Source organism: Hymenobacter daeguensis (genome assembly GCF_054780555.1).
Map to the genome: position 1 here is coordinate 1 of NZ_BAAGWC010000027.1, position 14,021 is coordinate 14,021.

Sequence of the window (14,021 nt, forward strand, 5' to 3'; positions counted from 1 at the left end):
ACCTCGGGCTACTTCGTCGAGTACGGCGGCCTCGAGGCCTGCACCCCCACGCTCTTCGCCACCGGAACCGTTACCGTTAACGTTAGCGGTAACGCTGCCCGTGGCAGCGCTTCGACCTCGGCCAAAGCCGGCCAGGCAGCCCTCGAAGCCGCGCCAAACCCCAGCAATGGTCAGTTCAGTGTGCGGGTAGTCGCAGCTGTAGAAGGCCAGACTCAGGTGGACCTGTTCGACCTGAACGGCCGGCGCATCAGCGCCCTGTTCAGCGGCCCGATGCAGGCCGGCGAGCAGCGCATCGTGCCTGTGAACGTGTCGGAGGTTGCCTCCGGCCTGTACGTGGTGCGCCTGCAGAGCGGCAAGGACGTGAAAGTCGTGCGCGTATCCATCCAGAAGTAAGCCCCTCCGGCTGAACGCCTGAACCTGCAAAAAAAGAGCCCCGGCCAATTTGGCCGGGGCTCTTTTTTTGGGGCATCGATAATGTTGCGGGCTGGGCTTATTGCCCGCCCAGCCGGTAATGGTCGAGCCAGGCATTGGCGGCCCCTTCGTCGATGAAGCGGGCGTACTGGAAAAGGGCGGCAGGGTCGGGCGAACGCACCGGCTGTTCGCCCTCGGCTTCCAGCTCCTGCAGGTGGTTGGGCAGGACCAGAAAGGCCACGCACAGGCGGCGGCCGAACTCCCGCTGCACTTTCGGCAGGAAGGTGGTGACCACCCATTCGGGGCCGTTGCGACTGCGGTCGATGCGGCGGCGGGCATCCATCAGCCAGTGCGTGCAGTCGTGCTCCAGCGCCGCAATCCGCATGGTTTCGTAGCCCTCGCGCAGTTGCTCCTCGGTGATGGACGCCAGCCAGCGCCCAATGAGCAGGCACGAATCGGGCCGGTAGGTGACCTGCAAAAAAGAGCTGGAGGCGAGTTCCTGATACATGAGCGCAACAAACGACGGCTGTCCATCAGCCCTGGTGAGCCCGCCAAAGCTACGCAGCTGTCGGCAATGCCAGGGCTCCTGCGTGAGCTTGCCGGGTAGGCGCTTCGGGGCTACGAAGCCGACGCTCCGGCCGGGTTCCGCTCCCACAGCTGCTTCAGAAACTCCTGCTCGGCCAGCCACTGGGTTTGGCGGCCCAGCAGCCACTGCTCCGAGTTTTCGGGCTGGGCCGGGGGCGCAATGGCCTGCGTCAGGGGCTTGAGGCGGCCGGCTGCAAACGCCAGGCAGGCCCGCAAATCGGCGGGCTCCAGCGCCGGGTGCTGCGCCAGAATCTCGTCCGCCGTCTGGCCCTCAGCCAGCCATTCAAGCACTTGCCACACGGGGTAGCGCAGGCCGCGCACCGTGGGCTGCCCTTCGCAAATGGCGGGATGAATGGTGATGCGGGGAATGGCCGGGAAATTCATGTTTCCAAATTACGAACCCGCCGCCACGCGCGCAACTGCCCCGGCCGCTACAGCAGCCGCTCCAGGTCGCCGGGCTGGTCGATGCGAACCGGCGCTTCGGCCTCGCTGAGCTGGCCAAAGCCGTAGGTGGCAAAGATGAAGGGCACGCCCGCCGCCTGGCTGGCGGTGAGGTCGCCCAGGGTATCGCCCACGTACACGGGGGCTTGCAGACCGAATTCGGCTACTATCTCGCGAATATTTTCAGACTTCGGCAGCAGCTTGGTACCGAAGCACTGGTGGCCTTCGAAGTAATGCCCCAGGCCGGTGTGCTCAAAAAATGCCTCCACGTAGCCCCGCTGGCAGTTGCTGACGATGAACAGGCGGTAGCCCTGGTTCAGCAGGTAGCGCAGCGCGGTTTCGAGGCCGGGGTACGGCGCGCCGCCGTGCTCCACGGCGGCGGCCAGCTCGTGGCGGGCGCAGAGGGCGCGGTATTCATCAAATTTCTCGGCGGGCAGGCTTGGAAACAGTCGCTCGTACACCACGGTGTAGGGCTGGCCGGTCACGGCCTGCACCTGGGCCAGGGTCACGTCATGGTCGATGTAGTCGACGCTGTTTTTGGCATTCTGAAACGCCTCGGTAATGGCAGCAGTGGCATCCCAAAGGGTGCCGTCGAGGTCGAAAATAACGCTGTCGAATTGAGCGGGCATAGGCAATGATGGCGGTCGGAAAATGGCCGGCGAAACAACCCGCCGGCCCTGAATCAACCTGTTGAAGGGCCTTCGGGTTCTTATTCGTACAAATCCTGCGGGTCGGCGGCGGCCAGCTCCACCAGGAATTGCGCAATGTTCGTGGTCACGGCTTCGAGGAAAGCGGCCCCTTTTTCGGCCGTGGCGGCGGCGGGGTTGCCCACGCCGGTATCGGCCGACACCTGGCTCCACTCGCGCTGGGCCCAGGCCCAGCCCTGGCGCAGGGCCGCAATGCGAAACTGCCGGGCGGCGCCGTCGCCGGCTTCCGAGAGCGGGCTCACCAGGCCGGGGGCAATGTGCAGCATGGTGCTGGTTTCCAGCTCGTCGGCGTGGTCGCCGGGCGCGTCGAAATACTGGTTGCGGTCGGCGGCCTTAAACCAGTTGAGCGTGCTCAGAAACACGTTCGGAAAATCGGCCTGCAGCTCGCGCAGCATCTGGCGGAAGTCGTTGCCGCCGTGGCCGTTCAGAATCACCAGCTTCGGAATGCCCTGGCGGGCCAGCACGTGCACAATGTCGCCCAGAATGGCCAGCTGCGTGCTGGGGTTCAGGTTCATGTCCAGCGTGATGTCGAGCTGGCCGGTGTTCACCCCAAACGGGATGCAGGGCAGCACCACCACCTTCGCGCCCTGCGCCCAGGCTTTGCGGGCCGCCTCGGCCGCCACGTAGTCCGACTGAATGTTGTCGGTGGCGTAGGGCAAGTGGTAGTTGTGGGCCTCGGTGGCACCCCAGGGCAGCACCACCACTTCGTAGTTGGCTTCCTGCACGGTTTTCCAGGTAGTTTCGGCAAGGATGTAAGGACGCGGGGCCATGGTAAACAAGGGGTTGGTTGTGGTGGAAAATGCGTTGCTACAGCCCCGGCCCCGGCCGCTCCAGCAGCACAATAGGCGCGCCGTGGTAGGTGGAGCGGGCGTACTCGCGGTAGCCGAATTTGGCGGCTACGCGCAGCGAAGGCTCGTTTTCGGGATGAATGATGCACACCGTGCGTACCGGGCCGAAGTGCTGCATGCCCCATTCCAGCGCCGCCGTCACGCCTTCGGTGGCGTAGCCCAGGCCGTGGATGGTGGGGTCGAGCACCCAGCCGATTTCGGGCGCCTCGCCCAGCGGCGGGTCAATGGCGCGCTTCAGGTTCAGGAAGCCGATGCCGCCCACGAAGCGGCCGCTGGCTTTTTCCTCCACCGCCCAGAAGCCGTAGCCCATCACCACCCAATGGCCGGCGCTGCGCAGCAGCAGCTTCCATACCTCCTCGGCCGGCATGGGCTCGGGGGTGAAGTAGCGGTGGTAATCCACGAGCCGGCTCATGGCAAACCAGGCATCGAAGTCCTCGGCGCGAAAGCTGCGCAGCCGCAGGCGGCTGGTTTCCAGCACGGGCGCAAGCTGGGGAGAAGGGGTGGCGGACATTAGAAGAAGTTGGAAGTAGGGCAAACCGGCGCAGCAGCCCAAGCCATCCGGGCCTGCCGCTGCCGCTGGTTTCGGGCCGCAACTTACATTATTTACCGCCGCCCGAAACGCAAACGGGCCCCGACGCGCTCAGCATCGGGGCCCGTTTGCGGGAAGCGTTTTCCGGCCGGCGGCCGCCCTACCAGGAGCCGCTGTTGTCGTTGCCGCTGTCGAAGCCGCCGCCGCCGGTGTCGTCAGACGACGTGTCGTCGTAGGAAGAGTTGTCGTTCGAGGAGAAGTAGTCGGACGAGTTATCCGCTGCCGTGTTGTCGTCGGAGAAGTAGTCGGGCGAGGCATTATCAGCCGTGCCGCCGTCGCGGGACGAGAAATAGTCGCTGGCTGCGCCCGTGCCGGCCGCCCCGGCCGCACCGGTGTTGAAATTGTTGTTGTTGTTGTTGTCGTAGTTCGACAGATTATTGCCCGAGGTATCGTGGCCCGAGGCCATGCGGTTGCCGAGGTAGGCACCGGCCGCCGCCGCCGCGCCCGTGGCCAGCATTCCGCCAATGCCGGGGCCGCTGCTCTGCGGCGCCTGGCCGTAGCCGGGACCGTAGCTGCCAGGGGCCTGCCCGTAGCCGCCAGCCGGGCCGTTGGGCCGGTTGGGCAAGAAGTTGGGCGTACCGCTCTGAGCACTACCCGCCGCGCTGCGGTTGCGGAACAGGCGGACGACGAACCACAAAATTCCGCCAATCACCAGTGCGCCAATGAGCAGCGTGCCCATGCCGGGGCCCGACGGCGCGGGCTCGGCAGGGGGCGTAGCGACGGGGTCGTTGGTGGGGTACTGCGTTTCTGACGAGAGGTTGGAGTTGGGCGTTTCGGAGGAGCTGGCCGCCGCTGGGGCAGCCCCAGCGGCGGCCGTGGCCGGCTGGTTTTTGGCCGGGTTGGAGCTCGGGTTAGCCGTCACCATCAGCGTGTTGAGGCCGGCGCGGAGGCCCGCAAAGTAGTTGCCCTGCTTGAAACCGGGGGTCATTTCATTGATGACGCGGCTCGTTACGGCCGGCGTGATGACGCTCTCCAACCCACTGCCGGGCTGGATGGTCACCTGCCGCTCCCGCTGGCTTACCAGCACCACGATGCCGTTGTTTTTGTCGCGCTGGCCCACGCCCCAGGCATTGCCCAGGGCCCGGCCGTAGTCGGCCACGGTGCGGCCGCCCAGGCTGGGCACGGTCACGACGACCACCTGAGTGCCGGTGTTGTCGGCGTAGCGGCGCAGGCCGTTGTCCAGCTTTTTGGCGTCGGCCGGCTGCATCAGCCCGGCCTCGTCGTTCACGAACTTAAAGGGGTTGGGCCGGGGCGGCAGGCCGTCGGTCTGGGCCAGCGCAGGCCGCGCCAGCCCGGCCGAGAGAAATAAAAACGCGAGAAACAGGAAACGGTGCATAGCTCTGCGGATGAAGTGAAAGGGCTTTTGTGCGCCTTCTACGGCATCGGCGGCCAATTAGCTGCCTACGAGGCCACCCGCACCTTCAGCACCAGCTTCTTGTCCTTATCGAAGCCGTCGGCTTTGATGTTGGGCCGGTGCACGTCGTTCGGGAAAAAGATGTAGATGGTGCCCGGCTTGGCTTCGTAGAGCTTGCCCTCGGCGCTGTAGTTGGCGTTGTCACGGGCTTCGTCGTAGGGCTTGGTCACGGTGGCTTTGTCAAGCGGTACCACCCCGATTTTCTCGGCGCCCTGCACCACGTACTGCATGTCGATGAACTTGCGGTGCGACTCCCAGTTGGTTTTGTCGTAGTCCTTGGTGGGGTTATCGGTCACCGACGCCGTCACGTTGTCGCCGTCCACGGGGTACTTGCCGGGCGTGAGCTGGTCGAGGTTGGTGTCGCGGAAGTAGGCAAAGGCCTTGTCCCACACGGCCTTGTTGGCATTGTACTGCCGGGCAAACTCCACCTTGTCGATGGATTCCTGCACGTTCAGCTTCAGGCCATTGGCCCACACGCGGCTCTTAAACCACTTTTCAGCTTTTTTCTTGGTCCAGGTTTCGGGCGTGGGCACGGCTTGGGCGCGGGCCGAAAAGCCGAGCGCGGCCACGCCCAGCACCAGCAGGCCGGTTTTCAGCAGGGAATTTTTCATTGGTTGGAAAAGGAGAAAGCGTCGTTGAACGCGGTGAAGATACCGTGCATTGGCAGCTTCCGTGCCAGCTACGCCGCCTGAGGGGCCGGCACCACGGCACGCGCGAAACGCAGGCGGTCTGCCGTCCCAAGCGCTTCGGCCGGCGCGAAGCCGTTGCGCAGCAGCACCTGCTGCGCGGCCGGCTCATCGAGCGGCACGTGCGCCACCAGCTGGTGCACCAGGCCCGTGGCCTCGGCCTGCTGCACCAGGCCGCCCACCAGCTCGGTGCCGAGGCCCTGGCCGCGCCAGTCGGGCGCAATGGCGAAGTCGATTTCGGCCGTTCCCGTGGCATCGGGCGGGCCCAGGAAGCCGCCCATGCCCACGAGGGTGCGCGGGGCGGCATCGTCGGCTTTGCGCAGGGCGTACCAGCCGTACCAGCCGGCGGCGTCGCGCCCACCGGCCGAGAGCTGCGCCAGCGCGTTTTCCTGAATGGCGCGCTCGTAGGTGCTGGGCGGCCAGGTGGCCGGCAGGGCGGCTCCCAGCAATACCGGAAAATAATGGGGTTTGTGCAGCTCGGCGGTGAGCAGGGCCCGGCTGGCCGACAGAATGGTGAGGCGGGCGGTTTGGGTGATAAGCGGAATCATAGCGCCATTATACGGCAGCGCCGCCGGGCAGACGTTGGCACGCGCAATTTTAGAAGCATGTACCTTGCTTTTGATGACAACCGGCACCGCGCATTTTCGGGCAGCCCGATATCTTTGTCGCCCCGCTTCCGTTCATTTTTACCTTGCTCATGTACCAAAAGCTCCTCCTTCCCGCTGCTACTCTCCTGACGGCTTATTCCGTTGGGGCCACGCCCATTGGGGCCATTCAGGGCACGGGCAAAGCGGCCAGGGCGGGCACCTACACCATTGAGGCGGTGGTGACGGGCGTGTACGCGGGCCTGAAGCCGGCCGGCTTCTACGTGCAGGACGACAAAGCCACGGCCGACGGCAACCCCGAAACGTCCGACGCGCTGTTTGTGGTGCAGGACAACCCGACGGTGAAGGTGGGCGACAAGGTGCGCATCAGCGGCGTGGTGAAGGAAGACGCGGGCGCGCCGTCGTTCAACCAGGCGGTGCTGACGGAGCCGAGCATCACGGTGGTGTCGTCGGGCAATGCGGCGCCGGCCTTCACCACCATCATCAACAGCGAGTTTTCGGCGGCCACGGCCGAGCGCTACGAGGGCATGCGGGTGAATTTCACGGCCCCGCTCACCGTCACCGACAATTTCAGCCTGAAGCAGCGCGGCGAGCTGATTGTGTCGGTGGAGGGCCTCACCTACCAGCCCACGCAGTTCATCGACCCCAACGACGTGCCGGCCACCGGCACGCACAGCAGCGGCGTGGCCAACGTGCCCGCCATCAACGCCTTTCAGGCCGCCAACGACAACCGCAGCCTGGTGCTCGACGACGGCAGCTCGGCCGCCAACCCCACGCCCACGCCCTACCTCGATGCCCGCTTCCATACCGTGCGGGTGGGCAGCACGCTGGCCAGCTCGGGCGGCATTCTGGGGTTTGGCTACGGGCGCTGGCGCCTGCAGCCGCTGGCCGGGGCCGAGGCCCCGGTCATCACGGTGGCGCGGCCGCTGGCCCCGCCCAGCTTCGGGCCGCTCGATTTGAAGCTGGCCAGCTTCAACGTGCTCAACTACTTCAATGGCGACGGGACGGGCGGCGGCTTCCCCACGCCGCGCGGGGCCAAAACGCCGGCCGACTTCCAGCGCCAGCGCACCAAGATTATTCTGGCCCTCCAGCAGATGGACGCCGACATTGTGGGCCTCACCGAGATTGAGAACGACGGCAACGGCTCGACTTCGGCCATTCAGGACCTGGTGGACGGGCTGAACAAGGCCATGGGCGCGGGCACCTACATTTTCGTGAACGACGGCGACGGCGAGAAGCAGCCCAACAACACGGACCTGATTCACTGCGCCATTCTCTACAAGCCGGCGGTGGTGCAGTCGCTGGGGCCGGCGCTGGTGGCCGGCACGCCGGGCGTGTTCGAGCGGCCGCCGCTGGCGCAGGTATTCGTCACCCGGCGCAAGGAGCGGGCCGATACGCTGGGCTTCGTGGTGAACCACTTCAAGAGCAAAAGCAGCGGCACCGGGGCCGATGCCGACCAGAACGACGGCCAGGGCGGCTCCAATGCCCGCCGCAAGGCCCAGGCGCTGGCGCTGGTCGAGTTCATCAACAAGACGGTGATGCCGGCCGGGGCCACGCGGGTGGTGAGCGCCGGCGACTACAACGCCAACTACGAGGAAGACCCCATCGACATTCTGCGGGCGGCCGGCCTGGTGCCGGCCACGCCGCCCACCAGCGCCTCCTACGTGTACAAGGGCCTCACCGGCTCGCTCGACCACGCCGTGGTGACGCCCAACCTGGTGGGCTTCGTGGACGTGCAGAAGTGGCACATCAACTCGGCCGAGCCCAACGTGCTGGAGTACGACCAGGCCGGCGAAGCCACCGACATCAGCACGCCCTTCCGCTGCTCCGACCACGACCCGGTGCTCATCGGGGTGAACTTCGCGGGCGTGCGCAACGCCTATTACAAGCCCAAAAACCGCCTGTTTGTGTACCCCGGCCCGGCGGCCGGGCCGCTGGCTTTCAGCCTGAGCGGCGTGCCGGCCAGCGCGGGGGCTGTCACCCTCGATTTCTCGCTGCCGCAGGGCACGCCCATGCTCTCGCTGCGCGGCACGCCCGCCATGCTCGAAAGCCAGCTCAACAACTACACGGCCCACCTCGCGCCGGGCATCTACGTGCTGAAGATGAGCGGCACCGGCTTCCAGAAAACCCAGCGGGTGATGAAGGAATAGGGGCGCCGGGACTGCCCCGGCGAAGCCCCCCGCCCCTGTCATCCGGCCCTTTGCGCCGGATGACGGCAGGAGAACGGGAACCCATGAATTTCCCCTTCTCCAAAACCCTGGGACAGCGCCTGGGTTCTCCCTCCGCCACTGGCCCTTTTCCCGCTTCATGAGTCTCGCAGCCCCGCTTTTGTTGTTTAAGAATAATGCCGGCCAGCTGCTGGCCGACTCAGCCGGGTTTCTGCGCACCAACTGGAGCGCGCAGGCCCGCTCGCTGGCCGACACCCGCGACCTGTTCGGCCACATGCAACGCCAGCTGGAGCGCCACCGCTGGAGCCGGATTCTGATTAACCAGGTGGGCATGGCCCCCTTCACCCAGGCCGAGCAGCACTGGGTGGCCCACGAGTGGCTGCCGCAGGCCGTGCACACGGGCGGCTACCGGCACGGGGCGGTGGTGGTATCGCCCGATGTGCTGGTGCGGCTGGCCACGGCCTACGTCACCACCCACGTGCAGGGCCTGCCGCTGGTGTACCGCTCCTTCGACAACGACGCCGATGCCGTGCGCTGGCTGGCGCAGCAGCCGGCCGCCCCGTAGGGCGGGCCCGCCAGCCCTATTTCACGCCTGCGGGCGGGGCCGGGGCGGCGGCCTTGTCGGCGGCTTTTTTGGCGTTCACGGCCTCGACGTAGGCTTTGAACAGCGCGCGCCAGCTGCGGCCGTGGGTGTTCAGGTAGTCCTCGTTTTTGGTTTTGTAGATTTCAAAAATGGCCGATATCTCCTTCATGCTCCCGAAATCGACGGCCTGCTCGCGGGCCTGCTTCAGGTTGGCCAATATCACGGCTTCTTCCGTCGGGGTCAGGTCGGGCACGATGGACTTGTAGCCGTTGAGCGTGAACGCCACCTTGCCGATGGTGTACTGGTCGAGCACGGCCTCTACCTGCCCGGGCGTGAGCTGCCGGCGCAGGCCGCTCATCAGGCTTTCGTGAATGGCCCCGGGCATGGCCGACACGGCAATGAGCTGCCGGTCCATCGTGCTCAGCGGTTTGCCGGTGGCGGGGTTGAGGCCGGCCGGCGTTTCGGTGTATGGGTGCGCGCGGTGGTAGGCGCCAATGGCTTTCAGGTGCGTGGCAATGACCTGCTGCACGGCGGCGGCCTTTTGGGGGTCGCTCAGCCGGAGCGAGGCCACCCACCCGGCGGCTTTCTTATCGGCTTCCTGGTCGGCTTTGGCCGGCGCCTCCGCGCTCAGGGCCGGGGCGGCGGCAGGGGGGCCGGGCGGGGCCTGGCAATGCGCGGCCGGGACGGCCCGGCAGCCCAGGGCCAGCGCCAGCAGGGCGGCTTTCAGGTACTTGCTCATGGCGCGGCTAATCGGGCTGCATCATTCCCACCACCACCAGGCTCCACCACACCAGGCCCGCCGACAGGGCAATGAGCTGGCGGGCGCTGTAGTTTTCCTGCTCGCGGCCGCCGTAGGCAGGGGCTTGCAGCATGGCCTCCCGAAACGCCCGGAACGCGGGCACCACACACGCCGAGGCCCCCAGCGCCACCAGCCAGAAGGGCTCCGGCAGCCGGGCCAGCAGGTTCAGGATGACGTAGCCGGCGGCCAGGTTCCCGGTGTTGGCAATGGGGGTGTAGCCGTTGGTGGACCGCGAAAACCGGTTGATGGTCGTGAGCAGCTCGTGGAACGTGAACAAGCTGAAAATGGCCCGCATCACCGGCCAGGTGTCGGTATGCTGCCATTGCCTGAAAAAGCGCCACGTTTTGTATTGCCACCACAGGCCGTACAGGCCCAGGCTGAGGAGGCAGAGCACCAAAAACTTGTTGGGGCTGATGAGGGGATACGCTTCCCAGACTTCGGCTTGCGCCGGGCTGGTGACGGGGGGGGCGAAAGGCTCCATGCGGAAAGGAAGCTGGCAATTGGCGGCGGCCGATGAGCCAGCAAGATACATCCGCCCCCGGGCAGCCAGGCACGGCGGGCCGGGCTATTGGTAGCCGTAGGCCTCGCCGTGCCTCACGTACACGCCGGGCTGGATGAGGCCCTGCATTTTCCCTGTGATGAGGATGAGGTGTGCGCCCAGCCTGGCCGCTTTGCGCTTCAGCTTTTTAGTGGCCTGCGCGTCCAGGCTTTCCAGGCTCATGGGGCCTATCTGCATGGCCGTGGCATCTACGTGCCCTTTCGATACCAGCCCCCTGGCTTCTTCCTCAACGCTGGTAATGGTGACCTTTTCCCAATCCTTCTCGCTGCGGATTTCGACGCGGGGCGGGGCCGGCGTCTCGGTTCTGGCTTCCTGGGCAAAGCCCATGCGCGCCGCCCCACAGAGCACCGCCAGCATCATGGTTTTTTTCATATCGTCAAATATAGCGCCCGCCCCCACGGCCCCAAACGCAAACCAGCCGCCCCCAATGCCGGGGGCGGCTGGCCAATGCGATGCCTGGCCCGGCACCTAGTACACTTCTTTCTGGAAGCCGAAGGCCCGCAGCACGCCGCGCTGGGTGTCCTCGTCGGGGTAGTTGGCCCTGATGCTGAGCACCAGGGCACCCAGCACCACGCGCAGGGGCGCTTCGAGGGCATTTTTCTGGCCCACGGCGGCCGAGGCGGCGCCGCGCGCTTCGCCGCTTTCTTTGGCCAGCTGGGCGTATTCGGTGGCGATGGGCTGCCAGAAGGCGAGGCCGAATTTCTTCTTGTCGTACTTGTGCGCCGCGAGGGCGGCCACCAGCTTGCCCAGGGCCAGGGCGCGGGCGGTGCGGGCAGCGGGCAGGCGGAAGTTCTTGCCCTCGCGCACGATGCCGAACTCGGCGTAGTAGGCTTCGCCGCCGTCCTCGTCGTGGTCTTCGGCCAGGTAGCCTTTCACGAAGCCCAGGTTTTTGGCAATGAGCTTGTCGAGCGTTTTCAGGCGGTTGGCCTGCGGGCTGCGGCCGTCGCCGGCCCCGTCGGCGGTGCTCAGGCTGGCGGCGTAGGCAGCGGCCTGGCTGCTAAAGGCAGCTTTGCTCACGAAAAGCAGGGCGGGCAGCTCGGAGGCGAGCCAGGCTTGGGCGGCGGCGGTGCCCAGCGTGGCCAGGGCCAGCTGGCTGGTGGGCAGCCGTTCTTTCTTGTTGGGCTTGGCTGGGGTAGCGGGAGTAGCAGCCGAAGCGTTGGGTGTGGTAGGCGACATGAAAATGGGGTAAAAGGGTTGAAGATGAAAAGGATTCTACCGCCAATATATTGCTATCCCGATTCATATCCAACCCGCCGCCCGCCCCGCGAGCCGAACGACTGCCCAACCGTACTCCGGGGCCGCCCCGTAGGCCAGTCGGGCGCCCGACTGCCGTGCGGGGCGGCCCCGTAGCCCAGTCGGGTGCCCGACTGCCTTGTGGGGCGGTCCCGGAGCACGGTCGGGCGCCCGACTGCCGTGCGGGGCGGCCCCACGGCCTTTAGCGCCCCCCAACCGCCCCCGGCACCGCCGCGGCTGGGCGAAGCTTAGCGTTTCCCGCCATTCCGCGCAAGCTGCCCCAAAACCAAACCAGCCGCTCCCGGGGCGGGGGCGGCTGAACGATACTTAGTGTTTCTGCCTAACGATGCGTTACCAGCAGCGTGCGCGACAGTTCCAGGTACGAGTGATGCCCGAACAGCTTCATAAGCTGCGGCAGGAACTCCCGGAAAAGCGCCAATAAATCGTTCGTACTGATGTTGCCCGTCGATACGAGCAGCAGCTTGTAGGGCTGGCCGTGGAGCAGGAAGCTGTTTACAAAGTCGGCGTCTTTGGTGATGACGATGCGCTGCTCCGCCATCGAGAGCCGGGTGATGCTGCCGTCCTGTGTCTGGTTGGCCGCCGGCAGGTCGAGGGTATGCAGGCAATCGCAGCCGGTATGAAAGGCCAGAAAATCGGCCAACCGCTTCGGCAGCTGCGCATCGACCAGAAACCGCAGCGACTCGGCGGGGCTCAAGACGCCAGCCGGAAGATGGACCGCACTTGCAGCATATCGGCCGCGTAGGCCTGGCAGGCGCGCAGGTCCTCGGCTTCCAAATCGGGGTAGTCGGCCAGGATTTCGGCTTCCGTCATGCCGGAGGCCAGGTATTCGAGCACGTGTTGCACGGGGTAGCGCAGGCCGCGCACCGTGGGCTGCCCGTGGCAGATGGTCGGGTCGATGGTAATGCGCGGGTGGGCGGTGGAGCGAGGCGTTTCCATGCAGCTAAGATACGCCCGGCCCCACCGCCCCCACGCCCCACCCCAGCCGCCCCCAGCGCGCCAGCGGCTGAACGATGCTTAGCGTTTCTCGCAATGCCGCGTGAGCTTCCCCAAAAACAACCCAGCCGCCCCCGGCGCGCAGCGGCTGAGCGAAACTCCGGTATCTTCACCACATGGAATCTTTGCAGCAGCGCATCACTACCAACCCGCGCCAGTGCGGCGGCCGGCCCTGCATTCGCGGCATGCGCATCCGCGTGACCGACGTGCTTCAACTCTTCGCCGCCGGCCTCACGGCCGAGCAGATTCTGGCCGAGATGCCCGACCTCGAAGCCGCCGACCTGCAAGCGGCGCTGCACTACGCCGCGTAGGCAACAAAAAACCCGCCCTGGTGCGCGTGCGTCCGAAGAAGCAGAGGCGTGGCGGGTGTTGTTGAATCAAGATTTGACGGGTTAAGATGCTTTTCTAAGCTCCGCGTTAGGTGGCAACTTGCCGATTTTTTTCAGGTAGGCAAACAGCTCTTTATCGGAAAGGGGACCACTGATACGGCCTGCCTCCCATTCCTCGGGCGTTTTCCCGTTCATCGACAGGTTAGTTGGTTTCTTCGAGGAACTGTTGGATGATGGCATTTCGAATGGCTCCATAGTCGGGTAGGTTTACGTCGTCGATGACGACTTTGTGGTCTACTAACGTGAGTTGTACGGCAATAAATTTCCGGTAGCCGGCCGTGTAGCCCACGCGCTCGAATTGGCTGGCTGCTCGAATATACGTCGAAGTCTTATCGGTTTGCAGCAGCAACTCGCGAATCTCCTCCAACTCGATGCGGACGCTGTGCATCCAGTTCAGGTTGAGCTTGCCAAAGTCGATTTCGTAGCCTTCAAACATGCAGCTAAGATACGCCCCACGCCCCCACCCCCGCCGCCCCCGGCGCGCAGCGGCTGAAGCAGCTTGTGAAACTATTGGCCGCATCATCCGAGGGGTTTTACGGCCGTAATCGGCAAGCCCAGCCGTGCAGCGGAAGCTGTTACCGAATACATGGGAGCGGGCCGATTACTCGAAGGGAATACTCTTTTGCCCCTACCGGCCCAGCGCGCCGCGCCCGGCTGCTGGCAGCATGGGCTCATCACGCGCCGCGGACGGCGCGTACATACGCACGGGTTCGGGCACGCTGGGGGGCGGCACATGAAGCGGAAAGTTCATTAAGCTGGCCAAGTCGTACCGCGGAACCGTTGGCACCGGCGCACCCGCCGCGGCGGGCAAGGGTGCCACCGTCGGCGGGGCGGGCACCACGGCGGGCAAGGGCCGCAGGGCGCCCAATTGCGGCGCGGTGGCCGGGTGGCGAAGAAAGTACGCGGGGCCGGGCTGGCGTTGGGCCACAGCGGCGGACAACGAAAAGCCGAGACAAGTTATCACGAACAGGAAGCGACGATGCATAGAGA

At 65.7% G+C, this 14,021-nt stretch carries 19 protein-coding genes; 4 read left to right on the forward strand and 15 right to left on the reverse strand.

The window, feature by feature from the left end:
* Positions 1-393: T9SS type A sorting domain-containing protein (locus tag ACYVHT_RS19610; RefSeq protein WP_460556049.1), on the forward strand; the 393-nt coding region annotated here is incomplete at its 5' end.
* Between the two features lie 97 nt (positions 394-490).
* Here the strand turns inward: ACYVHT_RS19610 and ACYVHT_RS19615 are convergent.
* The 8 genes from ACYVHT_RS19615 to ACYVHT_RS19650 form a co-directional block, all read right to left on the reverse strand.
* Complete coding sequence (locus ACYVHT_RS19615) at positions 491-919, reverse strand: hypothetical protein (RefSeq protein WP_460556053.1); 429 nt, start codon at positions 917-919, stop codon at positions 491-493.
* Positions 920-1,029: 110 nt separating this feature from the next.
* Entirely contained in the window at positions 1,030-1,380 is a 351-nt protein-coding gene (locus tag ACYVHT_RS19620; RefSeq protein ID WP_460556055.1) for a DUF433 domain-containing protein, read from the reverse strand.
* A 47-nt stretch (positions 1,381-1,427) separates the two neighbouring features.
* On the reverse strand, positions 1,428-2,066 hold the full coding sequence (locus ACYVHT_RS19625; RefSeq protein ID WP_460556057.1) for an HAD family hydrolase: 639 nt from the start codon (positions 2,064-2,066) through the stop codon (positions 1,428-1,430).
* An 80-nt stretch (positions 2,067-2,146) separates the two neighbouring features.
* A complete protein-coding gene (locus ACYVHT_RS19630; protein ID WP_460556060.1) occupies positions 2,147-2,914 on the reverse strand; it encodes a creatininase family protein in 768 nt (255 codons plus the stop codon).
* A gap of 37 nt (positions 2,915-2,951) precedes the next feature.
* The gene (locus ACYVHT_RS19635) at positions 2,952-3,503 is read right to left on the reverse strand and encodes a GNAT family N-acetyltransferase (RefSeq protein WP_460556063.1); all 552 of its coding nucleotides are present in this window, start codon (positions 3,501-3,503) and stop codon (positions 2,952-2,954) included.
* Positions 3,504-3,681: 178 nt separating this feature from the next.
* A complete protein-coding gene (locus ACYVHT_RS19640; protein WP_460556066.1) occupies positions 3,682-4,917 on the reverse strand; it encodes a TPM domain-containing protein in 1,236 nt (411 codons plus the stop codon).
* Between the two features lie 65 nt (positions 4,918-4,982).
* Positions 4,983-5,606: a NanQ anomerase/TabA/YiaL family protein gene (locus ACYVHT_RS19645; RefSeq protein WP_460556069.1), complete on the reverse strand. Its 624-nt coding sequence runs from the start codon at positions 5,604-5,606 to the stop codon at positions 4,983-4,985.
* Positions 5,607-5,674: 68 nt separating this feature from the next.
* Positions 5,675-6,229 (reverse strand): GNAT family N-acetyltransferase, encoded by a 555-nt coding sequence (locus ACYVHT_RS19650; protein WP_460556072.1) that lies wholly within the window; start codon positions 6,227-6,229, stop codon positions 5,675-5,677.
* A 149-nt stretch (positions 6,230-6,378) separates the two neighbouring features.
* Between ACYVHT_RS19650 and ACYVHT_RS19655 the strand changes: the two genes are divergently transcribed.
* Together ACYVHT_RS19655 and ACYVHT_RS19660 are read left to right on the forward strand one after the other, a co-directional pair.
* A complete protein-coding gene (locus ACYVHT_RS19655) occupies positions 6,379-8,436 on the forward strand; it encodes an ExeM/NucH family extracellular endonuclease (RefSeq protein WP_460556075.1) in 2,058 nt (685 codons plus the stop codon).
* A 157-nt stretch (positions 8,437-8,593) separates the two neighbouring features.
* On the forward strand, positions 8,594-9,019 hold the full coding sequence (locus ACYVHT_RS19660; protein WP_460556078.1) for a hypothetical protein: 426 nt from the start codon (positions 8,594-8,596) through the stop codon (positions 9,017-9,019).
* Between the two features lie 16 nt (positions 9,020-9,035).
* On the opposite strand, the gene ACYVHT_RS19665 is transcribed toward ACYVHT_RS19660, so the two are convergent.
* The 6 genes from ACYVHT_RS19665 to ACYVHT_RS19690 all read right to left on the reverse strand — a co-directional run bounded on the left by ACYVHT_RS19665 (position 9,036) and on the right by ACYVHT_RS19690 (position 12,585).
* Positions 9,036-9,776, reverse strand: coding sequence for a DUF3826 domain-containing protein (locus ACYVHT_RS19665; protein ID WP_460556081.1), 741 nt, complete (start codon positions 9,774-9,776; stop codon positions 9,036-9,038).
* 7 nt (positions 9,777-9,783) lie between these two features.
* Positions 9,784-10,317: a hypothetical protein gene (locus ACYVHT_RS19670; RefSeq protein WP_460556084.1), complete on the reverse strand. Its 534-nt coding sequence runs from the start codon at positions 10,315-10,317 to the stop codon at positions 9,784-9,786.
* A gap of 84 nt (positions 10,318-10,401) precedes the next feature.
* Positions 10,402-10,767 carry a hypothetical protein gene (locus ACYVHT_RS19675; RefSeq protein WP_460556087.1) on the reverse strand — a complete coding sequence of 122 codons (366 nt, stop codon included), beginning with the start codon at positions 10,765-10,767 and terminating at the stop codon, positions 10,402-10,404.
* A 96-nt stretch (positions 10,768-10,863) separates the two neighbouring features.
* Positions 10,864-11,571, reverse strand: a complete 708-nt coding sequence (locus ACYVHT_RS19680) for a hypothetical protein (RefSeq protein ID WP_460556090.1) — start codon at positions 11,569-11,571, stop codon at positions 10,864-10,866.
* A 397-nt stretch (positions 11,572-11,968) separates the two neighbouring features.
* Positions 11,969-12,343: a DUF5615 family PIN-like protein gene (locus tag ACYVHT_RS19685; RefSeq protein ID WP_460556093.1), complete on the reverse strand. Its 375-nt coding sequence runs from the start codon at positions 12,341-12,343 to the stop codon at positions 11,969-11,971.
* Positions 12,340-12,585 (reverse strand): DUF433 domain-containing protein, encoded by a 246-nt coding sequence (locus ACYVHT_RS19690; RefSeq protein ID WP_460556096.1) that lies wholly within the window; start codon positions 12,583-12,585, stop codon positions 12,340-12,342. Before ACYVHT_RS19690 ends, ACYVHT_RS19685 begins: the two co-directional genes overlap by 4 nt.
* A gap of 173 nt (positions 12,586-12,758) precedes the next feature.
* On the opposite strand from ACYVHT_RS19690, the gene ACYVHT_RS19695 reads away from it, so the two are divergent.
* Complete coding sequence (locus ACYVHT_RS19695; protein ID WP_460556099.1) at positions 12,759-12,953, forward strand: DUF433 domain-containing protein; 195 nt, start codon at positions 12,759-12,761, stop codon at positions 12,951-12,953.
* Positions 12,954-13,173: 220 nt separating this feature from the next.
* Here ACYVHT_RS19695 and ACYVHT_RS19700 read toward each other — a convergent pair whose 3' ends face one another.
* Positions 13,174-13,467: a hypothetical protein gene (locus tag ACYVHT_RS19700; RefSeq protein ID WP_460556102.1), complete on the reverse strand. Its 294-nt coding sequence runs from the start codon at positions 13,465-13,467 to the stop codon at positions 13,174-13,176.
* Between the last annotated feature and the right edge of the window lie 554 nt (positions 13,468-14,021).

Bases quoted from the DNA above. Each gene is read 5' to 3' on its own strand.
- ACYVHT_RS19615 (WP_460556053.1), bottom strand. From the start codon at position 919: ATGTATCAGGAACTCGCCTCCAGCTCTTTTTTGCAGGTCACCTACCGG.
- ACYVHT_RS19620 (WP_460556055.1), bottom strand. From the start codon at position 1,380: ATGAATTTCCCGGCCATTCCCCGCATCACCATTCATCCCGCCATTTGC.
- ACYVHT_RS19625 (WP_460556057.1), bottom strand. From the start codon at position 2,066: ATGCCCGCTCAATTCGACAGCGTTATTTTCGACCTCGACGGCACCCTT.
- ACYVHT_RS19630 (WP_460556060.1), bottom strand. From the start codon at position 2,914: ATGGCCCCGCGTCCTTACATCCTTGCCGAAACTACCTGGAAAACCGTG.
- ACYVHT_RS19635 (WP_460556063.1), bottom strand. From the start codon at position 3,503: ATGTCCGCCACCCCTTCTCCCCAGCTTGCGCCCGTGCTGGAAACCAGC.
- ACYVHT_RS19640 (WP_460556066.1), bottom strand. From the start codon at position 4,917: ATGCACCGTTTCCTGTTTCTCGCGTTTTTATTTCTCTCGGCCGGGCTG.
- ACYVHT_RS19645 (WP_460556069.1), bottom strand. From the start codon at position 5,606: ATGAAAAATTCCCTGCTGAAAACCGGCCTGCTGGTGCTGGGCGTGGCC.
- ACYVHT_RS19650 (WP_460556072.1), bottom strand. From the start codon at position 6,229: ATGATTCCGCTTATCACCCAAACCGCCCGCCTCACCATTCTGTCGGCC.
- ACYVHT_RS19655 (WP_460556075.1), top strand. From the start codon at position 6,379: ATGTACCAAAAGCTCCTCCTTCCCGCTGCTACTCTCCTGACGGCTTAT.
- ACYVHT_RS19660 (WP_460556078.1), top strand. From the start codon at position 8,594: ATGAGTCTCGCAGCCCCGCTTTTGTTGTTTAAGAATAATGCCGGCCAG.
- ACYVHT_RS19665 (WP_460556081.1), bottom strand. From the start codon at position 9,776: ATGAGCAAGTACCTGAAAGCCGCCCTGCTGGCGCTGGCCCTGGGCTGC.
- ACYVHT_RS19670 (WP_460556084.1), bottom strand. From the start codon at position 10,317: ATGGAGCCTTTCGCCCCCCCCGTCACCAGCCCGGCGCAAGCCGAAGTC.
- ACYVHT_RS19675 (WP_460556087.1), bottom strand. From the start codon at position 10,767: ATGAAAAAAACCATGATGCTGGCGGTGCTCTGTGGGGCGGCGCGCATG.
- ACYVHT_RS19680 (WP_460556090.1), bottom strand. From the start codon at position 11,571: ATGTCGCCTACCACACCCAACGCTTCGGCTGCTACTCCCGCTACCCCA.
- ACYVHT_RS19690 (WP_460556096.1), bottom strand. From the start codon at position 12,585: ATGGAAACGCCTCGCTCCACCGCCCACCCGCGCATTACCATCGACCCG.
- ACYVHT_RS19695 (WP_460556099.1), top strand. From the start codon at position 12,759: ATGGAATCTTTGCAGCAGCGCATCACTACCAACCCGCGCCAGTGCGGC.
- ACYVHT_RS19700 (WP_460556102.1), bottom strand. From the start codon at position 13,467: ATGTTTGAAGGCTACGAAATCGACTTTGGCAAGCTCAACCTGAACTGG.